This window comes from Enorma massiliensis phI (assembly GCF_000311845.1).
Taxonomy (GTDB): domain Bacteria; phylum Actinomycetota; class Coriobacteriia; order Coriobacteriales; family Coriobacteriaceae; genus Enorma; species Enorma massiliensis.
Map to the genome: position 1 here is coordinate 220611 of NZ_HE978575.1, position 18635 is coordinate 239245.

General features: G+C 64.2%; 15 protein-coding genes. All 15 read left to right on the forward strand.

Annotation, left to right across the window (positions count from 1 at the left end):
* Nucleotides 1-52 precede the first annotated feature (52 nt).
* Nucleotides 53-742, forward strand: a complete 690-nt coding sequence (hypB, locus tag HGEM_RS07690; RefSeq protein ID WP_019128849.1) for a hydrogenase nickel incorporation protein HypB — start codon at nucleotides 53-55, stop codon at nucleotides 740-742.
* Nucleotides 743-964: 222 nt separating this feature from the next.
* On the forward strand, nucleotides 965-1579 hold the full coding sequence (locus HGEM_RS07695; RefSeq protein WP_019128850.1) for a helix-turn-helix transcriptional regulator: 615 nt from the start codon (nucleotides 965-967) through the stop codon (nucleotides 1577-1579).
* Nucleotides 1580-1581: 2 nt separating this feature from the next.
* Nucleotides 1582-1971 (forward strand): DUF4097 family beta strand repeat-containing protein, encoded by a 390-nt coding sequence (locus HGEM_RS07700; protein ID WP_019128851.1) that lies wholly within the window; start codon nucleotides 1582-1584, stop codon nucleotides 1969-1971.
* Nucleotides 1972-2553: 582 nt separating this feature from the next.
* Nucleotides 2554-5118 carry a DNA topoisomerase I gene (locus HGEM_RS07705; protein WP_019128852.1) on the forward strand — a complete coding sequence of 855 codons (2565 nt, stop codon included), beginning with the start codon at nucleotides 2554-2556 and terminating at the stop codon, nucleotides 5116-5118.
* A 127-nt stretch (nucleotides 5119-5245) separates the two neighbouring features.
* Nucleotides 5246-8080: a zinc ribbon domain-containing protein gene (locus HGEM_RS07710; protein ID WP_019128853.1), complete on the forward strand. Its 2835-nt coding sequence runs from the start codon at nucleotides 5246-5248 to the stop codon at nucleotides 8078-8080.
* Complete coding sequence (gene tmk / locus HGEM_RS07715; protein WP_019128854.1) at nucleotides 8080-8937, forward strand: dTMP kinase; 858 nt, start codon at nucleotides 8080-8082, stop codon at nucleotides 8935-8937. The genes HGEM_RS07710 and tmk overlap by 1 nt, the downstream gene beginning before the upstream one ends.
* Nucleotides 8938-9223: 286 nt before the next feature.
* On the forward strand, nucleotides 9224-10366 hold the full coding sequence (locus tag HGEM_RS07720) for a DNA polymerase III subunit (protein ID WP_035101592.1): 1143 nt from the start codon (nucleotides 9224-9226) through the stop codon (nucleotides 10364-10366).
* Entirely contained in the window at nucleotides 10354-11961 is a 1608-nt protein-coding gene (locus HGEM_RS07725) for a regulatory iron-sulfur-containing complex subunit RicT (RefSeq protein WP_019128856.1), read from the forward strand. Before HGEM_RS07720 ends, HGEM_RS07725 begins: the two co-directional genes overlap by 13 nt.
* 89 nt (nucleotides 11962-12050) lie before the next feature.
* Nucleotides 12051-12854 (forward strand): ComF family protein, encoded by an 804-nt coding sequence (locus HGEM_RS07730; RefSeq protein WP_035101594.1) that lies wholly within the window; start codon nucleotides 12051-12053, stop codon nucleotides 12852-12854.
* Nucleotides 12855-13503: 649 nt separating this feature from the next.
* The gene (locus HGEM_RS07735; protein ID WP_019128858.1) at nucleotides 13504-14460 is read left to right on the forward strand and encodes a substrate-binding periplasmic protein; all 957 of its coding nucleotides are present in this window, start codon (nucleotides 13504-13506) and stop codon (nucleotides 14458-14460) included.
* 168 nt (nucleotides 14461-14628) lie between these two features.
* A complete protein-coding gene (gene hpf, locus HGEM_RS07740; RefSeq protein WP_019128859.1) occupies nucleotides 14629-15213 on the forward strand; it encodes a ribosome hibernation-promoting factor, HPF/YfiA family in 585 nt (194 codons plus the stop codon).
* A gap of 75 nt (nucleotides 15214-15288) precedes the next feature.
* Nucleotides 15289-16239, forward strand: a complete 951-nt coding sequence (locus tag HGEM_RS07745; RefSeq protein ID WP_019128860.1) for a DegV family protein — start codon at nucleotides 15289-15291, stop codon at nucleotides 16237-16239.
* 91 nt (nucleotides 16240-16330) lie between these two features.
* On the forward strand, nucleotides 16331-17461 hold the full coding sequence (locus tag HGEM_RS07750; RefSeq protein ID WP_019128861.1) for an NAD(P)-dependent oxidoreductase: 1131 nt from the start codon (nucleotides 16331-16333) through the stop codon (nucleotides 17459-17461).
* A gap of 6 nt (nucleotides 17462-17467) precedes the next feature.
* On the forward strand, nucleotides 17468-17935 hold the full coding sequence (locus HGEM_RS07755; protein WP_019128862.1) for a hypothetical protein: 468 nt from the start codon (nucleotides 17468-17470) through the stop codon (nucleotides 17933-17935).
* 6 nt (nucleotides 17936-17941) lie between these two features.
* Nucleotides 17942-18634: a hypothetical protein gene (locus tag HGEM_RS07760; RefSeq protein ID WP_019128863.1), complete on the forward strand. Its 693-nt coding sequence runs from the start codon at nucleotides 17942-17944 to the stop codon at nucleotides 18632-18634.
* Nucleotide 18635 lies beyond the last annotated feature (1 nt).

Sequence of the window (18635 nt, forward strand, 5' to 3'; positions counted from 1 at the left end):
GATGAGACAGTTTGACCCGGTACAACTGTCTCATTCGATAAGGAGCGATGATATGGCAGAGCAGACGATTGCCTTGGAGCAGCCCATCCTCTCGCGCAACGAGCGGCTCGCCACCGAGCTGCGTGATCGGTTCGCGCGCACGGGTACGTACGTGGTCAACGTGCTCTCGAGTCCTGGATCGGGTAAGACAAGCACCATTCTTGCCACGAACGAGCGCTTGGCGGCCCGCGGGCTGCGCTGCGCCGTCATCGAGGGCGATATCGCCTCCGACGTGGACGCCGTGCGCATGAAAGAGGCCGGCATGCCCGCCATCCAGATCAACACGGGCGGCCTTTGCCATCTCGAGGGAAACATGATCGGCCAAGCGGTCGATGCGTTCGACGATGCTGTGGGGCTCGATGCCATAGACGTGATTTTTATCGAGAACGTGGGAAATCTTGTGTGCCCGGTCGACTTCGATTTGGGCGAGAACCTCTCCATCATGATCCTCTCGGTACCGGAGGGCGATGACAAGCCGCTCAAGTACCCGGGCATCTTTCAGCACGCGGGGGCATTGCTGCTTAACAAGGTCGACGTGGCCCCTGCCTTCGATTTTGACTTCGATGCCTACGGCTCGACGCTCGACGACCTTAATCCAACTGCGCCGCGGTTCGAGGTGAGCGCAACGCGGGGGCAGGGCATGGACGCTTGGTGCGACTGGCTTGCCGGAGAGATCGAGGCCGCGCGCACGCCGCAGGCGTGATCCTGCCCGAGGGAGGCGTGTGCCGTGGCGCAACGCGGCGGCGCTAGCCGAGGCTGCTTTCCGTATGAAAAGAACTAAAATGGCAGTTCAGGGGCATCGCAACTAAAAGTTGCGTAAATTCCTACCAGACTTTCTGGCGTGCGACCGCCGTCTTTCGTACGGTGGGGTCAACGGTACCGGTGCCGGGAAGGTCAGGCGTTCGCAACACGAGGTTGGAGAACCATGAATGTCAAGATAGCCCAGCGTCTAGCGGAGCTCAGACGCGCAAGGGGGTACAGCCAGGAGTCGCTTGCGCGCGAACTCGGCTTGTCGCGGCAGGCCGTTTCCAAGTGGGAGCGCGCGGAGAGCTCGCCCGATACCGAGAACCTGATTGCCTTGGCGCGCCTTTACGGCGTGAGCCTTGATGAGCTGCTTCGGGTGGACGAAGAGATCGAGGACGACGTTGCCTTCGAGCGCGCGGAACGTTCAAGCGAGGTGCGCGTGGAAGAAGAGCTCGGCGCGCAGCGCGCGCGTGCAGAACAGGCAACACAGGCGGCCACCGCTGCGGCGGAGGCGAGCAGGGCGGCTGCCGAGGCAGCGCAGGCGGCCACGCGTGCGAGCGAGCGCGTGGCGCAGGCTGCCGAGGGCACGGGCCGCGGGCGCGCTAAAGGGGCGTGGCGTTCGTTCCCGTACGGCATCCTCATGATTCCCCTCTGGTTCGTGCTCACCATCATGGGAGCCGCGCCCTTCTCGTTCTTGGTGTTCTTTACCATCCCGCTCTATCGCTGGGTCGCGAACATCATGGACGCCGCAGAGCAGCGTGAGCGCCTGCACGGTGAAGACGAAGGGAGGAGGTAGGCATGAAGAGCTTCGATCGCCTCACGAAAGCCGAGAAGGCCAAGGTCATCGCGGCGGCTGTTGTGATTGCACTGCTCATCGGGTTCCCGCTCATGGTTGCGCTTGCCCGGAGGACATCTTCCAGCCGCCTGCCCTCTATCGATCTTCCGGTCATCGGATCGGGCAACGGGGAAACCACGGTGCTCGATGAGCCCATCGCTATAACGCTGGACGTTCCGGATGACGCCGGCTTCACGCTCACGAGCGATCGCGTGTCGGGCGGGTTCGTGTGCGAGCTTGGGGAGTTGGCGGAACGTGACGAGCCGGGCTCGCTCAGCGCGCGGGTGGTCAACGGTGATGGTTCGGCGCAGATTACGGCCGATTCCATCAGTGGCTCCGTGCGCGTGAAGTAGGTTGGCAACAGCAGCTGGCAGAGCCCGAAAAGAGTATTCGCGATGGCGGATGACGAGACGGAAAAAATGAAGTGGGCTAGCGGCAACTAGCCCACAACAACCGTAGCGCCGCCCGTAGAAGTGGTACGGGCTCCGCCGCTAGTGGTAGTGTACCCGTTGCGAAGGCTTGTGTATGAACAGCTTGCGAATATTTCCTGCGGGAATGGCACCATGTGCGGTGTGCGGTTTTGCCGTTTCAATTCCCTGTTTACGGGCGATTTTTTTGCCGCGCTCTTATCGTCCACGGGCGCGCTCTCTCGGTGTGCCTCCATCGTCCACGGGCAGGTTTTGCAAAAGAGAGGGGGTAAAAAACGAGATTCATCGAAATCATGCCCGTATTCGAAGGGCGTCTCTTGATTGGGCAGGCTGCTGCCAGGTAGCTCCGCGCGCTCTCAGTGCCGTTCGCCGGTGAGGTTTTCGTAAACTCAGGGCAACTCGCGTATACTGTCCCGCTAGAACAGGCAAAACCGAGGTGCGGTGCGCGCACCGCGTATTCCGCTGCGCCCGCGCCGTCGCAACCACGTAACTACAAGAGGTCCGACCTTGAAACTCGTCATCGCAGAGAAGAACATCGCCGCCCAAAAGATCGCCCAGCTTCTGGCCGATGGAAAGCCAAAGACCGACAAGGTATATAACACGCAGGTGTACCGCTTTACCGTGCAGGGCGAGGATTGGGTTTCCATGGGCCTCGCCGGCCACATTCTTGCCCCCGACTTCCCCGATGAGGTTCTCTTCGATAAGAAGCAAGGCTGGTACAGCGTAACGGAAGACGGGGAGGTCCTCCCCGCCGACGTGCCCGACGGGCTCGCGCGCCCGCCGTACGACACCAAGCGCAAGCCGTTTCTTGCCAACGGCATCAACATCAAGGGCTGGAAGGTCGAGAGCTTACCGTATCTCACGTGGGCGCCCATTATCAAAAAGCCCGCGGAGAAGGAGATTATCCGTGTGCTCAAAAACCTTGCAAAAAAGGCCGATCACGTAATCATCGCCACAGACTTCGACCGCGAGGGCGAGCTCATCGGTTCGGATGCCCTCAACTGCGTGCGCGAGGTGGCACCCGATGTTCCCACGAGTCGCGCCCGTTATTCCGCCCTCATCAAGGGCGAGGTCACGGCGGCCTTCGATAACCTGGTGAGCTTGGATCAAGATCTTGCCGATGCGGGCGAGAGCCGTCAATACATCGACCTCATCTGGGGTGCGGTGCTCACCCGCTATCTCACGCTCGCGCGCTTCGGGGGTTTTGGCAACGTGCGCAGCGCCGGTCGCGTGCAGACCCCCACGCTTGCCCTCGTGGTAGAGCGCGAGCGCGAGCGCATGGCTTTCGTGCCCGAGGATTACTGGCAAATCCGGGGTGTCAGCGCAGCACAGGGCAAGCCCGAGACAGCGTTCAAGATGAGCCACGCCACGGCGCGCTTTACCGATAAGGCCGCTGCCGAGACCGCGTTCTCGCATGTCGATGGTGCAACGACGGGGACCATCACGGCTGTATCAAAGCGCTCTCGCAAGCAACAGCCGCCCACGCCCTTCAACACCACGAGCCTTCAGGCTGCCGCTGCTGCCGAGGGCATCAGCCCTGCGCGTACCATGCGTATCGCCGAGAGCCTCTACATGGCGGGCTTCATCAGCTATCCGCGCGTAGACAACACCGTCTATCCACGCACGCTCGACATCGCCGGCATCGTGGGCGGCCTCTCGTCTAACAGCCCGGCGCTGCGCCCGGTGTGCCAGAAGGTGCTTGCCGGCCCCATGAAGCCCACGCGCGGCAAGACCGAGACCACCGACCATCCCCCCATCCACCCCACGGGCCAAGGCGACCCCGAGACGCTCGACGGCGGGCAGAAGAAGCTCTACATGCTTATCGCGAGGCGCTTCCTCGCCACGCTTATGGGGCCGGCGACCATCGAGAACACGAAGCTTTCCATCGATGTGTCGGGCGAGCCCTTTACGGCTTCGGGCGATGTCCTGGTGGATGCAGGCTTCCGCGAGGCATACCCGTACGGCCTCAAGCGCGACGAGCAGTTGCCGCCGCTTGCAGAGGGCGACGCGATCGATGTCTCTGATATCAAGCTCGAGGCCAAGCAGACCGAGCCGCCCGCTCGCTACAGCCAGGGTCGGCTCGTGCAGGAGATGGAGAAGCGCGGCCTTGGCACCAAATCGACCCGTGCGAGCATCATCGAGCGCCTCTACCAGGTGCGCTACCTCAAGAACGATCCCATCGAGCCCAGCCAGCTCGGCATGGCCATCGTGGACGCGCTCCACGAGTTCGCTCCCCGCATCACCACGCCCGAGATGACCTCGGAGCTCGAAGACGACATGACGCACGTTGCCGCGGGCGCCGACACTCAAGAGCACGTGGTCGAGCATTCGCGCGCGCTGCTCGCCGGCATGCTCGATACGCTCATCGCGCACAAGGACGATCTGGGCGAGGCCATCGCCGACGCGGTGACGGCCGACGCGAAGGTGGGCACGTGCCCCAAGTGCGGCAAGGACCTTGTGATGAAGACGAGCGCCAAGACGCGCGGGAGCTTCATCGGGTGCATGGGCTGGCCGGAGTGCGACGTGACCTATCCGGTACCGAGCGGTGTGAAGGTCTCGCCGATCGAAGGCGAGGGGGCGGTGTGTCCCGAGTGCGGTGCTCCGCGCATCAAGTGCCAGCCGTTCAGGCAGAAGGCCTATGAGGTCTGCGTGAACCCCAAGTGCCCCACCAATTTCGAGCCCGATCTGGTGGTGGGGGAGTGCCGCGTATGCGCCGAGGCCGGTCGCCACGGAGAGCTGGTCGCACATAAGAGCGAGCGATCTGGCAAGCGATTCATCCGCTGCACGAACTACGACGAATGTGGCGTGAGCTATCCGCTGCCGGCGCGCGGCAAGCTTGAGGCCACGGGCGAGGTGTGCGAGCACTGCGGTGCACCCGTCGTCGTGGTTCAGACGGCGCGCGGCCCATGGCGTATCTGCGTGAACATGGACTGCCCGGGCAAGGAGAAGAAGCCGGCGCGCGGTCGCGGGGCACGCGGCGCGGCCAAGGGCGGTTCTGCCAAGGGCGGTACGCGCAAGAGCGCGGCCAAGCCGGGTGCCAAGAAGACGGCGGCGAAGAAAACAACCAAGTAACAGGGCTGCACATAGCACCGGAGCGGTGCTGCCAATCGGGGCCCTTTTGGTGCGGCTGCGCCAAGGCCCCCCGTGCCGTGGTTCGCGTATCATGTACGTATCTTGCGAATAACGGCGGGAGGGTGCGATGTTCTGCACGAATTGCGGCAGCAAATTGCCGGACGATGTGAAGTTTTGCACGCAATGCGGCGCTCCGGTGACGAAGGTGATTCCCCGGAGCGAACTCGAGAAGCAGCAGGCAGAGCAGGCGGATGAGCCCGTGCAACCGGCGGAGGAGCCGGCGGCTGGTACGGAGGCTGCATCGGCTGTGGGAGCCGCACCTGCAAACCAGGCTGCGCCGGCCGAGCAGGCCGTGCCCACCGCGTCCGCCGCGCAGGCTGCGCCAATCGAGTCTGCTGCGCCGGTCACGCCTGCCGGGCAGGTCGCGTCGGCTGATTTCGTCACGCCTGCCGCGCAAGCCGATGCCGCTCTCGTCGAGGATGCCGCAGCCGCAAAGCCCGCGGTCGAAGGGGAGGCTCCGATGCCAGCGAAAGAGCCGGTGGCAGAGGTCGCCGCGTCGCCGCTCGATACCGATGCCGCGAGCGATACGCCGACAACCGTGCTGGGCGCGGACGACCATGAGGGCCCAAACGATGCGCCGACGACCGTTCTCTCCGCCGATGAAGCGGCTGCTGATGCCGCCAGCGAGGACGAGACGAGCGTATTCGTTATCGACGATGATGCCAGCGAGGATGAGACGACGGTGCTCCCGCCCGCACCCGATACCGACGAAGCGGAGCGCGCGGTGGCCGCCGCCGACGCCGCTGCCGCCGAGGACGCCCTGTGGTCCGAGCTGCCCGAGGACGAGCCGACCACCTTGCTGGGCCAGAGCCCCGCGCCGGCCGCATCCGGCGATGCCGCCGGTCCTCTGCAGGTATCGTGGCGGCAGCCCCCGCAGCAGGCGACGCCCACACAAACGGCTTCCGCTGAGACACCCGGCCCGCAGCCGGCGACGGCTCCCGGCGCGGAGCCGCGTAAGAAAAAGCCCGTGGCGCTCATCGCGGGCATAGCGGTGCTGGCGCTTGCGGCCGTCGTTGCATTGTGCGTGTTCGTCGTGCCGCGTTTTCTGGATGCCGCAGGCCCAACCGTGACCTACGGCCAGACGGACCCGGTGCAGTGCTCGGTGGTTACGCGTATTCGCCCGCGCGACGCCGAGGGCAACGAGCTCACCTCGTATGTCGTGAGCCTTGTCGAGCGCACGGCTGACCGCCAGGATCGCACGAGCGCAGACGACGGCATCGCCGATGCCGTGGCGCAGATTCGCGTAACGGGCAACAACGGCTTTACCATGGAAGACTTCGGCGACGATATCGCGGATGGCGACTACTACCTCGTTATCGAGCCCTCGGATTCTTCGGATGATAGCTCGAGCGACCAGCGCATTCCCATCCATTATGAGCACGATAACCCCGACGCCGATTCGGAGGTCGTAGTCACGCCGCCCGCACCTGAATCCGATGAGCCCGCTTCAGACGGTGAGAGCCAAGATGGCGAGGACGCACAGGACGAGGCAGAGTTCACCGAGGAGCAGCTCGCCTACGCGCACTACTACCTGAAGTGCCAAGAGCTCATCGATGCCTATGGCCCCGCGGGCACGACGAATCTCTACGACGGCCAGATGACTGCCATGACGGGGCTCGCCCTCGCGAAGCTCATCGACTTCGATGACGACGGCTTGAACGAGCTCCTCGTCTCATATAACGCTGTGCAGATCGGCACGGACGCCGCGAGTGCCGGCGAGGTCTACCCCGTCGAGGTTTGGGATTACCAAGACGGCGAACTCGTGCAAGTTTACGAGGGCAATGCTCCGTACACGAATGGCGGTGCGTACTTCCTCGATCTCTATGAGTATAATGACCTGCCGGTGATCTGCGCCGTGTGGTACGACATGCAGGTCGATAACGCGAGTCTGATCGACGAGTACACGGGCTACTTCTCGCAGGTGAGCGAGACGCTCGATGCGATCGCCGTGCGCGATTCGTTCTTCAATTACGACACCGGTGAGAATTCCGTGACCTACACGCTCGACGGGGAGAGCGCTACCGAGGAGGAGTGGAACGACTTCGAGGACGACCTTGACCACACGACCCATTACGACCTCGCGCTCTTCAACAACGCCGTCGAGGCGGAATCCACGGACGACGATGAGTGTGAGACGCTCTACGGCGAGGACCTGCGCGCGGCGACGGAGGATACGTTCGCGGAGCTCCAGGAGGGAGCAGGCGATGCGCTCGACGCCGTCGATGCCGCCAAGGGGGACGCCTCCTACGATTACGAGATCGTCGAGGAGGACGTGACCTACACCTCTTCACAGGGGGAGGGGATGGAGTGGGAGGCCACCTCGACGTGGTGCTACCCGCAGTTCACGCTGGCAGACGGCTCCACGACCCCGGCGCTCGATTCGCTGAATGCCCAACTTAAGGAATCGTTTGACCAGGACGTCGCCAACGCGCAATCGTGGACGTTCGAATCGGGCGAGGTGCAGATACAGGTGCACCGCGATACCGTGACGTACCACGAGGGAACGATTGTGTGCGTGCGGAGCGATCGAAGCGGCTTTACCGGCGGCGCGCACGGCACCGAGAGCGTGACGGGCACGTTCTACGATTTGGACACGGGCCAGCAGGTGGGGATCGAGACGGCGACGGGCGTTTCGCTCGATGAGCTGAAGAGCGCTGCGGTCAGCGCGGTGCTCGATTACATTGCCGCGCAGCCCAATGGCACGCTGAGCACCGATGAGGAATCGCTCAACACCCTCATCGATGAGGAACGGTTCTACGCGGACGAGAACGGTATCGTCGTGGCGCTGTGGCCGTACGAGATCGGTAGCTACGCGGACGGCGTGCAACTCGTGTACGTGTATGCATTCGACGATGACTCGATCGTGGGCACCAACGCCGGCTCGTTTGAGTGGGGGAATTAATGGCGGAGGAGATTGTCGAGCCAACCGGGCCTGCGGTCGCTGAGGCCCTTTGCGCGAGCGGGGAGCCGGCGGGCGTGGAGCCGCTGGCCGCGGAGCCGACGGCAGCAGAGCCGCTGGCTGCAGGGCCGCTGGCAGCGGAATCGCTGGCTGCAGAACCGTCGGCAGCAGCGAGTTTTCCGGAGCAGCCCGCCATGCCCCGCTTCATCACGCTTGAGGGCATCGATGGGTGCGGCAAATCCACGCAGGCGAAGCTTCTGGCTGAGGACCTCGAGCGCGCGGGCTACGACGTGCTGCTCCTGCGTGAGCCGGGTGGCGTGACCATATCGGAGAAAATACGCGAGCTCCTGCTCGATCCGGCGCACGCAGCGATGAGCGACACCTGCGAGCTCCTGCTGTACGAGGCGGCGCGCGCTCAGCTCGTTCACGAGGTGGTTGCTCCCGCTCTTGCTCAGGGGCGCATCGTGGTGTGCGACCGCTTCTATGATTCCACGACCGCCTACCAGGGCTATGCCAACGGGATGGATCTCGGTGCAGTGCAGCGGGCTAACGCGCTCGCCGTTGGCGCATGCCACCCGGATCTCACGCTCGTTTTCGATATCGACCCAGCCAAGGCCGCTGCTCGTGCAGCCGCGCGCGACCGCGCCCAGGACCGCATGGAAGCCAAGGGGCTTGCCTACCAGGAGCGCGTGGCGGCCGGCTTCCGCGCAATTGCTGCCGCAGAGTCTGAGCGGGTTCGTCTTGTCGACGCCAGCCGCGGTATCGACGCAATCCATGCCGACGTTCGCGCCCTCGTTCTCGGGCAACAATTGGACACTGAGGGTGTTTTCGGGCGAGGTTTGGACATTGAGGGCGCATAACGTGGCGATATTCCGCTCGAAGACGCCGGGAATGTCCGAATGGCGCCCGAAGACGCGCCCAGCGTCCGGATATCGCCCGAGAACGTGCCGCATGGCGGAAAGCCGCCCGAAGACGCGCTGTGTAGTGCCGGAGGACACGTTCCTGGGAGCAGCGCGGGCAAGACGTGAGCGGGCCGGTCGGGGTATGATAATCGACACGGCTCGCATCGCAGATAGCCGAGATGTCGGAGAACACGTCGGATGCATCGCGGGCCAGACCGTTACGTCTTCAAGCTGGGGAGCCGCCATGCCCGCCGCCGTGCTGGACAACCAACGCTCGCTGCTTGCGCAGCTCGACACGCAGCCGCGCGTGCGCGACTTCTTGGCGCGTGCCGTCGAGGCCGGCCGCACCTCGCATGCCTACCTCTTCCTCGGCTCTCCCGGATCGGGCAAGCTCGATGCCGCATGGGCGCTTGCACAGGCCCTCATCTGCGAAGATTCCGGCTGCGGTTCGTGCGATGCCTGCGTGCGCGTGGCTCGGCACACGCATCCCGACGTGCACTATTTCGCACCCGAAAGCGCGACGGGCTATCTCATCTCGCAGGTTCGAGACCTGCTCGACGACGTGCTGCTCGCACCCATCCGCGCCACATGCAAGGTGTATATTCTCGACCGCGCGGAGCAGTTGCGGGCGAGTTCGGCAAACGCGCTGCTTAAAACGCTCGAAGAGCCGCCTAAGGGCGTCACGTTCATCCTGCTTGGCACCTCGAGCGAGACCATCTTGCCCACGATCGTCTCTCGCTGCCAATGCGTTCCGTTCCGCATGATCTCTCCAGTGGACGCGGCGAACTTCGTCGCACGGTCAACGGGACTGCCGCAGGAGCGTTGCCGTATGGCGGTCGCCATCGCGGGAAGCCCCACCCGGGCGCGTGCGTTTCTCAAGAGCGCCGAGCGCCAGCAGGCACGTCGCGAGATGTTGCGCGCCATCGACTCGCTTGCCCATGCCGACGAGGCAGACGTTCTCGCGTCGGCGAAGGCACTCGTCGTTGCGGTGAAAGCCCCGCTTGCCGAGGTTCAGTCGACGCAAAAGGCCGTGCTCGAGCGCGATGCGGACTTCCTGAGCCGCGGTGCGCTGAAGCATCTGGAAGACCGCAACAAGCGCGAGCTCAACGCGCGCGAGCGTTCGGGTATCATGGAAGTGCTGGCTTGTGCCCGCTTGCTGCTGCGCGACGTGCTCATCGAGCTCGAAGGCGCGCCGGGCGGCATCGTGAACGCGGACGTCCGCTCGATCGTCGAGAGGATCGCCGCGACGGCGCACCCGGCTGCAATCGTTCAGGCGCTCGACGCCGTCTCTTCCGCTGAGCGCGCCATTGCCAGGAACGTTACCCCTCAGCTGGCCCTCGAGGTCATGCTCTTCGATATCAGGAAGGCCCTCTCATGCCCGTCGTAGTTCCCGTAAAATTCCCGTTTGCCTCGCGAGACCTGTGGTTCGATCCGCAAGGTCTTGACATCATCGAGGCAGACTACGCCATCTGCTCGACCGAGCGCGGCCAGGAGATTGGCCTCGTTACCGCCGATCCCTTCGAGGTGGAGGAATCGGCGCTCCGCGCGCCGCTCAAGCCGGTGCTGCGCATAGCCACCGATGCCGACCTTGACCGAGCCGATGAGCTCGCTCGCCGCGGCGAGGAGGCCATGCACGGTTTCCGTGATCTTGTGAAGCAGGACGACCTCGACATGAAACCGGTGGGGGTGGAGTATCTCTTCGGGGGAGAGAAGGCCGTCTTCTACTTCGCCGCCGAGGACCGCGTGGACTTCCGCCAGCTCGTGAAGGACCTTTCCGCGCGCTTCCACACACGCGTCGACATGCGCCAAATCGGCGTCCGCGACGAGACGCGCCTCGTGGGAGGCATCGCGCATTGCGGGCAGGAGCTCTGCTGCGCGCGCTTCGGGGGCCAGTTCGAGCCGGTGAGCATCCGTATGGCCAAGGAGCAGGACCTTCCGCTTAACTCGGCGAAGATCTCGGGTGTATGCGGTCGCCTCATGTGCTGCCTGCGCTATGAGTTTGAAGCGTACAAGGACTTCAAGGGCCGCGCTCCCAAGAAGAAGGCGGTTATCGATACACCGCTCGGCAAGGCTCGCATCCAGGAATACGATACCCCGCGTGAACAGCTCATTCTGCGCCTGGAAAGCGGCAAGGTGTTCCGCGTGGACCTGGCCGACATGACCTGCTCCGATGCGGCTAAGAAGAAATCTGAGGAACAGGGGTGCGCGTGCCGTCCGGATTGCGTGACGCGCAGCGTGCTCGAGAAGCTCGAGAGCCCTGATATCGCGTTGGCGCTTATGGAGCTCGACCGCGAGAACGGCCTCGATGTGGGCGATGGCCTTTCGAGCGCCGACCGCATCGTGATCGATGGCGGCACCTCGCGCCGTCGCCGTCGTGGAGAGCGCGGCGATGGCCAGGCTGGCCAGGTGTCGCGCGGCGAAAAGCAGGGACGCGGCGCCCGTTCCGCCAAGGCCGCGCCGTCGCGTCGCCCCGGTGATGGCGGGCAGGGCGCTGCCGGGCAGGCCCAGAGCGGTTCCGGCCAGGGAGGTTCGCGCCGTCGCCGTAGGCATCTCTCGAGCGAGGAGCGCGAGAGCGCATTCCTGAGCGCCGCGGCGCGCGAGAGCCATCGGGATGCCGGGGAGGCTTCTTCTGAGAGTTCCGGACAAGGGGCAGGGCGCACGCGCCGTCGTCATCGTTCGGCTTCGGCGCCGCGAGCAGAGGCGCGGGGCGACGCGGCGAAGCAGACGCCGCAAAAGCCCGATGTTCCCTCGGTGGCCAGCCAGGTTGCGGACGGCGATGTGAAGGTGTCGCGCCGGCGCCCCGGTGACGGCGGCGGAGCTCGCAGGAACGGTGTTGCTGGTCAGGAGCGGCCAAAGGCAGACACCGCCCGCGATGGCGCTGCGGATGGCGAGGGGCAGGCGCCCAAGAAGCGTCGCCGCCGCAGGCCGCGTAAGCCGAAGGGCTCGGCGCCGGGCTCACAGCCTCCCGCGTCTGAGGACTAGCGGAAACCAGCCGGGCCGGAATCCGTCAATTGAGGGGTTTCGGCCCGGCTTCTTCATAGAGCGTTTGAGGCGAGGGGGGGGTGCTGCCCATGGAAGATGCGCACCGCGAGGCTGCCGTGCCGACATGGCGGCAACGCATGCGCGAGGCCGCCCTCGAGGTCATCTCGCCGACGCGCTGTGCCGGATGCGAGCGCCCCGGTACTCTCTTATGCGACGGTTGCATCGCGCGCATAACGCCTATCGATCCGGTGCATGCATGCACGCGCTGCGGCGCGCCATTCGGCGATGTGCTCTGCACGGAATGCGCGGGCGATGGCGCCTTCGCGGCATCCGACGCGCCTTCCGGTTTGCATGCCTGCGCGCCTGCGTGTGAGCCTTTGGGGAGAACGCTTGCGGCAACGGTATTCGAGGACCCTGTGCCGCGCATCGTCCGAGCGTACAAAGATGCTGGCGAGCGGCGTCTCGCCCAGCCCATCGCCGAGCTCATGCTGGATGCTGCCGAGCATGCTGAGGCTGCGGCGCCCGAACGGTACGGAGGCCTGCTCTCCGCTGCCGACGCCATCGTGTTCGTGCCTGTGACGGCCGCGGCGTTTTCGCGCCGAGGGTTCGACCATATGGAGCTCGTCGCTTCGACGTTTGCGTACATGGCGGAAAAGCCGGTGCTCGATGCGCTGCTTAAACACGGCAAGGGCGATCAGCGCGCTCTTGGTCGTGCGGAGCGTCAAAAGCAGGCGCAGGGTTTGTACGAGGTGGTCGAGCCGGTTGCGGGCAAGCGCCTCCTTTTACTTGACGACGTCATCACCACCGGTGCAACGTTGCGTGCCGCCCGAGCAAGCTTGCTGCAGGCCGGCGCCGCGCGCGTTGATGCTCTAGCATTTGCCCGTGTCTGGTGAGAGCGCGCCGCGCTGCGCCGCTTTCGGGCGCATTCCGGACGCTCCGCTCGTCTTCGGGCGACATACGGACACTGTCGGCGTTGTCGGGCGACATTTGGACACTCGATTCGTTTTCGGGCGATAATTTGCCATCTGGGAGGCTCTGAGCGTCCAAATCTCGCCCGACAACGCCCATGATGTCCAAATCTCGCCCGACAACGCCTCAAGCCCGGCTCCGCCTGCCCGCCTGCCCTGCGCCCGGCTTCGCATCGCAGCCCTGTTTAGTGCCGCGAAACCCCACGCTAAGCGCCCGTGTTGTATAATTCCCCTCGTCCTCCCAGGCTGTGGTTGCGGGTGCGCCGCGCGCATCCTAGTCCATGACAGACGCGGTCAAAGGGACCCACGTAAGCACGCGTGTGCGCATGCGTGCGATCATGGCGCGTCCTAGAGGTAAGTCGCACCGTCCGTTTCTAGGGGCAATTCCGCCCCGCGGGCGAGCGGACAAGTCGTGATGCCATCGCGGTGGCTGAGCAAACGTTCCAGTGCGCAGGTGTGGGGGAAAAGACCAGGTCAGCTGGAGGACATCGCAAAAGGACCGCTTGCTTTCGTGGCGAGCGGAGCTCATAGGGTTGGCGCCGATTCCGGCGCGTGGGATGAAGAGGATCGCGCGATGGTGGATGGATTGAAGTCGAGGCTTGCACGGGCTGCGGCGGGGGTTGCCGCCCTCGCGCTCGCGTTTGGTCTGGGGGGCTGCTCGCTTGCCACGCCGTCGCTCGATGAGGCGGTAGACGAGACACCCGCTCAGGCGATTGCCGATTCCGAGCTCGTCCAGGCCGGCACGCTCACCGTCGCTCTCGATACGTCCGACGCTCCGCAGGTCATCACGGGCACGGATGGCGAGCTCGTAGGCTACGACATCGATGTCGCGACTGCGCTTGCCGAGAACATGGGACTCAAGGTGTCCTTCGTGAACGCCACCTCGCCCTCGAGCGCGCTCGAGGGCGGCGAGGCCGATATCTACCTAGGCGCCACCGCCAGCGACGAGTCCGGCGACATCTCGACCGAGGGCGAGGTCCTGCAAAACGCGACCGCGATCTTCGGCATCAATACGGGTTCCACGAGTGCGGCGTCGACGACGGTGTCTGCGTCCGACCTCACGTCGGCCCGCGTGGGCGTGCAGGACGGCTCCGCTTCGCAGGAGGCGCTCGCTCGCGTGAGCGTCGTGGCGTCTAGCACCTACAGCAATGTGAACGAGTGCTTCGAGGCCCTTGCCGCGGGCGAGGTCGATTACGTTGCGTGCGACGCCACCGCGGGCGGTTACCTCGCCCGTTCGTACGAAGGCGTGTTCTTCGCGGGCACCATCAGCTCGTCGACCTCGTACGGCATCGCATACCTCTCGTCGTCGTCCGACCTAGCCGATGAGGTGAATAATGCGCTCGATGCCCTCGCGACCGATGGTACGCTCGATGCGATTCACCAAGTATGGTATGGCCCGGTGCCGCTGAGCCTTTCGAGCGAGGTCATCTCGGGCGTCACCCTGGCTACGAGCGAGAGCGCGTCCGATGATGAGTCCGCCTCCTCGGACGGCGAGCCAACGATCACGGAGGATATCAACAGCCTCGATTAGCGCCGAGTTCAAGCGTGCATTCCGTACGGCGTCTAGCGTATGTGCCCGTGCGCGCTGCGCTCATTTCGATGAACGGCGCGTTCCGCAGCCTCAATGGCGCATGTGATGTCCGCGCTCCGATTGGGTACAAACATCATACGTACTGTCCCCGGATAGATAGGAGCACATATGGATATCACGGTCTCGGGACGTAAGACCACGGTAACTGATGCTCTGCGTGCACGTGTTGAAGAGAAAGTCGGCGAGGCGCTCAAGGTATTCGATATCGAGCCCATGACGGCCGACGTCGTTCTCCGTTACGAGAAGAACCCCTCGATTCCCGAGCCTGCGATCGTGGAGGTCACTGTTCGTGCGAGAGGCTCGGTGATTCGTGTGGCCGAGCACGGGGCGGATATGTATGCCGCCATCGACCTTGCGGCCGATAAGGTCACGCGCCAGTTGCGCAAGTTCAAGACGAAGGTGGTCGACAACCGCCAGCAGGGTCCCTCGGCAGCCGAGGTTGCGCCGGTGCCGCCCGTCGACGATCTTGCCGACTTGCTTCTGCCCGAAGAGGAAGACGATCTGCTCGTGCGCGAGAAGGTCATCGACATCACCCCTATGACCGAAGAGGAAGCGCTCGTGCAGACCGACCTCATCGGACACGACTTCTATGTGTTCGAAAATGCCACGACGGGCCTCATCAATGTGGTGTATCACCGTAAGAATGGTGGATATGGCATCATCAAGCCGAAAATTGAGAGCTTAGACGAGTAAAATACGTCTACTGCATGCGTAAAGGCGGGCGGCTGTCCATGCGGGGCAGCCGCCTTTTTTGAGAAAGGCTTGTCGATGAGCACTGCCGCGTCCGAAGGGTACAAGAACCGCTGCCGTATTGCGGTCGACACCTGCAGCGACCTCACCCCCGAGATCGCCGCGACCCTCGATGTCGATATCCTGGGCTTTCCCTATATTCTCGACGGCGTCGAGAAGGCCGACGACATCTGGACCTCGATGACGCCTAAGTGGTTCTACGACCAGATTCGCAGCGGCGTGAAGGCATCGACCGCGGCCATCTCGGTCGGTCGGTACCTCGAGTACTTCACCGAGTGCGCGGAAGAGGGGACGCCGACGGTGTACCTCGCCTTCACCTCTGCGCTCTCCTCGAGCTACGAGCACGCGTGCATCGCGGCTGACGAGGTGCGCGAGAAGTACCCCGATTTCGAGCTCTACGTGGTCGACAACGCGCTTCCCTGTGCGTGCGGTGAGCTCTTGGTGCTCGAGGCGGTGCGCCAGCGCGCGGCGGGCCTCTCAGCCGCTCAGCTCGCCGAGTGGGCGAACGAGTCCAAGACCTACGTGCACGGCTACTTCACCCTCGATAGCCTCGACTCCCTTGCGGCGGGCGGTCGCATTCCTCCGGCGGCGGCGCAGATTTCCAGCAAGCTCGATATCAAGGCAAACCTGTCGTTCGATCTTTCCGGCTCGCTGACCCTCACCGGCGTCAACCGTGGGCGCAAGAAAGCGCTCAAATCGCTCGTGAAGGCCTTCAAGGAGAACTACGTCCTCGATCCGAACCTGCCCATGACCATCGTCACCTCCGATTGCGAGAAAGACGGCGACTGGCTGGAGTCGGCGATCCGCAAGGAGCCGGGCTGCGCCGACCTCACCATCATTCGGGGTGCCGTGGGCCCAACCATCGGCGCGCACGTGGGTCCGGGTATGGTTGCCGTCATTTTCTGGGGGAAGAACCGCGCCGACAAGGCATCGCTCACGGACCGTATCGCCAAGAAGGTCCGTGGGTAAGGAACGATCCATTTGATCCATTTTGGGACGGGTTCAAAACGACTCATTTTGGAACGGGGTCAAAACGGGTCATCTGATAGGAGAGATTAACATGGCAGAAACCAAGCAGCGCGTCGCGTTTATAGGAACGGGCATCATGGGCGCGCCCATCGCGGGCCACATCATGGATGCTGGCTACCCGCTCACGGTCTACAACCGCACCGAAGCCAAGGCGCAGCCGCTCGTCGAGCGAGGCGCCGTGTGGGCAGCCTCGCCCGCAGAGGCGGTGCGCGATGCGGATGTCGTCTTCACGATGGTGGGATATCCCGAGGATGTCGAGGAGCTCTACCTGTCGAGCGACGGCCTGCTCGCGGCCTCCAAGCCCGGTGCCGTTCTCATCGACCTCACCACGAGCTCGCCCGCGCTTGCGCGCGATATCGCCGAGGCTGCAGCGGTGAGCGACCGCATGGCGTTCGACTGCCCTGTGACGGGCGGCGAGTCCGGTGCCATCGCCGGCACGCTCACGGCCATCGCGGGCGCGACCGAGCGCGACATCGAACCGGTCCGTGCGCTGCTGGAGACCTTCACCGCGCGCATCTTCTGCTTCGGCGGTGCGGGCAAGGGCCAGTCGGCCAAGCTTGCCAACCAGATCGCGCTTGCATCCTCCATGGTTGGCATGGCAGACGCGCTCTCGCTCGCGCAGCAGAGCGGCCTCGACTTGGAGCAGGCCCGTAAGATGATCTTGACCGGCACGGGAGCATCGGGCGCTATGGACTCCCTTGCGCCCAAGGCGCTCGACGGCGATTGGAAGCCGGGCTTCATGGTGAAGCACTTCATCAAGGACATCCGTTTGGCGCTCGAGGAGGCCGAGGAGAAGGAGATCGCCCTTCCCGGTGCCGATACCGCGTACGCCCTCTACGACATGCTCGACGCTATCGGTGGCGCCGAGCTGGGCACGCAGGCAATTACCCTTCTCTATCAGGAGGAGGGCGATGCGGTTGCCGCCGGCCTCGATTGGTCGCTCTACACGAATGCACACGAGCATGGTGACGAGTGCGGCTGCGGCCACGACCATGAGCATGGCGACGAGTGCGGCTGCGGCCACGACCACGGCGAAGGCGAGCACGAGTGCTGCCATGGGCACCATCATGATGGCGATCACGAGTGCTGCCATGGCGAAGGTCACGGGCATCACGATCACGGCGAGGGCCATGAGTGCTGCCATGGGCACCATGGGAAGTAGGCGCGCATGACCGATCCCGCCTTCATCATCGCGTTCGTTCTCGTCTTCATTTTCAGCATCTACCTGGGGTTTACCGTGGGCACGTATGCGGGGGAGAGAGCCGCGACCTCGCGCGAGTATTGGGTGTACAACCTCATCGCGTTCGTTGCCTGCATCGTTGCGACAGCGGTTCTCACCCTCATTCCGCTGCTGTGTTCGGCGCCGCTGGGGTTCCTCGCAGGGTGCTTCACCGGCCTTAAGATGGGGTTCGGCGAGTCGAGCGGTCCATGGAAGAAGTTCGATCGGTTCTTTAACGTCAACAAGGGCCATCGCGCTCGCGCCGCTCGGGGGAGCGGCGAGGCTACACGGCGCGCCCGCCACAAGGGAAAGGCGGCGCCGGATATGATTTCGGTCGCGCAGGAATCCGATGCCGGTCAAGGAGCCTCGCAGGGCTCAGGGCATGCCGCGCGCAAGGGCACACGTAAGAAGAGGTAGGTTCGAATGGCAGATATCACCGCGCAGGAACTCGATCCGCAGGAGCTCGCCACGCTGGCGCGCATCGAGAAGGACAACACGGCGCTCGCAGCGCTTATCGACGATCTGGGAAGCTCGAGCCGGCGCACGCGCCAGTTCTCCGCGCGCGTTGCTGCACTGCTCGCCCAGCATGAGCCCGAGCTGCTCGCCCCGTACATCTCCGAGATGATCGACGCGCTCTATCGCCCCGAGGCGCAGACGCGCTGGGAGATTCTCGACGCGCTCACCGTGCTCGTGCCCGAGCACGCGAAGGAGATCGGTGCAGCGTACGAGGGAGCCGAGACCGCCCTTTTCGACGAGCTCTCTGCGACGCTCAGGCTCTCGGCATTCAAGATGCTCTGCACGTGGGGTGCCACCGAGCGCGGCCGCTCCAAGAAGGTGTGGCCGATCGTAGACGAGGCCATCCAGTGCTATCACGGCGACCTTGAGTACCGTGACATGCTCGGCTACCTGTATGTTTTCGCCGAGGGCAAGATCGCGGGCGATGTTGCGGAGGAACTCGCCGCGCGCCTGCATTTCGATGCCGAGAACGGCAAGGGCGCCTATCTCAAGGCGCGCTCGCGCGAGATTTACGACATGCTCGTCAAGCGCTTCAAGCTCGATGCGCCCAAGAAGAAGGCACGCGTCCAGAAGGACGATGTCGAGGACGAGGAGGAGTAGC